Here is a 2,310-nt window from a genome sequence, read left to right as displayed (position 1 = left end):
CACTAGAGGCGGAGTTGTTGAGTTGCTGCTGCCAGTGCCGCTACCTCCACTGTTACCATTGTTACCGCCACTACCACCACCGCTGCTTCCAAGTACTTTAACGACCGCCGTTCCAGACGCTATGTTGCTTCCGTCAATCACTTCTGCAGTAATAATTACGTTACCAACACTCTGGGCTGTAACTTCCCCTTTATCATTCACAGAAACGACTTTGTCATCGCTTGAACTCCAGTTGATTGCTTTAATATTTGAATCATCCGGCGATACGGCTGCTGCCAAAGTACCTGTTTGCCCCTTTTGCAGCGTGATTTCACTCGGCGTGACCACAACACTTGCTGCAGGTATCCTCACATCTACATTAGCTGCCATAGTAAAGTTGCCGTCAAGTGTTCTAGCAGTAATGACAGCAGCTCCTTTATTAACAGCCGTGACAATGCCATTAGTATCAACCGTAGCAACATTGGAATCGCTAGTACTCCACAGCACTGTCTTATTCGTTGTTTCGCTAGGGAATACTGTAGCAATTAATGCTTCAGACTGCCCCTTGAACAGAGCTAGATTAGTTTTATTTAACTCCAAGCTTTGAGCCGCAACTGCGTTGGGATCATTGTAGAGATACACCCTCAAGGGTGCTTTGAAAAATGGCAGCATCTCGCTTGTTACACCCTGCGGAAGCTTAGTCTCATCAACAACGCCGGTAAGGTTGCTAATGAAAGAATTAAGTTTATAGTTCGCTTTAATAGCAGCGATATCCCAATTTACGGGCAAATCAACATATGGAAGAAATGCGTTCTCTGCCCCCGGTTTATAGGAGGTATAGGCTTTAATCGTAGATGGGAAAAGAGCCTTAATCGCACTGTCGGATGCCGTACTGATATTGAATGAGGCCGGAACTGCAATTTCACGATCGATGCTCTCATACTCTCTGATTAGGTTTGCCGCATCACCTTGCTTAATCCAGTCCTCTGTAATTCTGGAGAAAGTAATGTTTTTATAGCCACCCAAGGATTGGTTAGCTGAATCCATATCCAGCGACGAGAAGAATCGGCTGAAGCTGATCAGGATATCTCCATTATGTGCTTGAGTGATGGCCGGATAATGATAGCTACCCACACTGCTTCTTGTATCCAGGGCAAGATGCCTTCTGTATTTCCACGTTCTGCCTTCATCGTCCGAAAGGGCGACAGCCAACGTGTTCCGGTTCGATTCCGTATCTACGTGAACGAATGCCCAATTCCCATTTTTAAGTTGCAAAAGGTCGTGCCCTACACCGGGATCCTGCAGCTCTGGAACATCCTTGACCGTTGACCATGTCAATCCCTTGTCTTTAGTCTCGGATGCCACCACACGATAAGGCCTTGGACCGTTGTCACGCATATAAGCTACAATCGTACCGTCTGTTCTTTGAGCCATCGTGGCCTGAATGTTGGCGACTCCTACAATGGGCTCACTCATCTCCCAACGAATCGAGTTATCCGCAAGAGGTTTGGTTGGATCATACTCTGTAAAAGCCATTATGCTCATTTCCAACATATCTGAATACAGAGGCAGAAGTAAACGAACTTTGCCATTGCCTAAATCTACAGCAAACGGCTTATCTTTGGTTTGCCAGCCCAGTCGACGGGCGTACGGATAACCGGAAYGAGGTTCAGTAATCGTGTCCGCTACTGTCGGAGCATATAGATATTTGGTTGGGTCGCCGCCAATTAACTGCATGGTCTGCGTGACTAAACCATCGAATTCAGCCTCATTAATTTTGCGGCTCATACCCGCTCCATTGTCAGCCACCGGTTTGAACAGGTACTCTTTTTGCTCATCAAGCTTGGCCTTTACTGTATTCACGAAACCTTTGGCCAACTCTGGGCGCGCTACAAGAGGTGCTGTAGCCCAAGAAGGCCTTGTTGTGGCTCCAGCTCTATCATCGATCGACTGACTTATATGATCATCTGTGCTTTTTGGATCGACTACACCGCCAATGTTTTTACCGAGTTTAATCCCGACATTTTCTGAAAATGTCCAATTCGGCGCTTTGTTCCCGACCTCTTCAAGCTCATACCTGCCTTTTTCAGCATAAGCATATCTAGGTTGGGACGTTTGCCATCTGCCCGCCAATACGGGATACCAGAAAAACCAGAGGCGGTCGCCGGAATCCACGTATACGACAGGATTAATATCAGCGATATCTTGCGCGTCGGTTACTACGAACGGTTTCAACCATGTTTTTCCGCCATCCGTTGAACGTGCTCCCATAATTCGTGTCGTCGTCGCATCCCGTTCGCCATTTCCCTGAAACCATACACACAACAACTC

The 2,310-nt window shown here is 47.1% G+C and carries 1 protein-coding gene; it reads right to left on the bottom strand.

Translation table 11 applies throughout. The features are described from left to right. Window positions 1-2,310: exo-alpha-sialidase (locus AC1DUA_RS34315; protein WP_477503998.1), on the bottom strand; the 2,310-nt coding region annotated here is incomplete at both ends.

It is taken from the genome of Paenibacillus sp. 01T422 (genome assembly GCF_056398785.1).
Note: the sequence above shows the minus strand (reverse complement) of the source record. Positions and strands in the feature narration are given on the sequence as shown.